General features: G+C 60.2%; 1 protein-coding gene. It reads right to left on the reverse strand.

All coding sequences use genetic code 11. The annotated features are described in order from the left end of the window. The coding region (locus A5695_RS14910; protein ID WP_068083235.1) for a cyclopropane mycolic acid synthase family methyltransferase at nucleotides 1-678 on the reverse strand (678 nt) is incomplete at both ends.

Raw genomic sequence — 678 nt, forward strand, 5'->3', positions numbered from 1 at the left:
GGCCGCTTCCTTATTGGCCTCTAGATTTTCCGCCCAAATATTGAGAGTCCGCTCGTAGTGCTCACGCAGTAATTGGACCTTTTCGACCGAGAATCCGGCGGGCTCAGCGAATTTGAAAATATCTTCCTGGGTCGGCAGCTGGCCACCCGGAAAAATCTCGGTGCCGATGAATCGCGCGAATTTCACATCGTTCATCGTCAGCTTGATGCCGAGTGCGGGCATCTGCTGCCATTGATAGGTCAAAATGGTGTGCAACAGCATCCGACCGTCATCGGGCAGGATGTGGTGGGCGCGTTCAAAAAACGCCGGCCACCGGTCGGCCTTGAACGCCTCGAAGGCGCCGATGGAGACGATGCGGTCGACGGGCTCGTGGAACTTCTCCCAACCCTCCAACAGCACCCGTCGGGTGCGGGGGGTGTCCATCTCGTCGAACGTCTTCTGCACGTGCTCGGCCTGGTTCTCCGACAACGTCAACCCCACGACGTTCACGTCGTACTTCTCGATGGCCCGGCGCATGGTCGCGCCCCAGCCGCAGCCGATGTCCAGCAGCGTCATACCCGGTTCCAGCTTCAGCTTGCCCAGCGCCAGGTCGATCTTGGCGAGCTGCGCCTCTTCCAGGGTCATGTCGTCGCGCTCGAAGTAGGCGCAGCTGTACGTCTGGGTAGGGTCGAGGAACAG

The sequence above is a fragment of the Mycobacterium sp. E1747 genome, assembly GCF_001667775.1.
In the GTDB taxonomy this organism is placed as follows: domain Bacteria; phylum Actinomycetota; class Actinomycetes; order Mycobacteriales; family Mycobacteriaceae; genus Mycobacterium.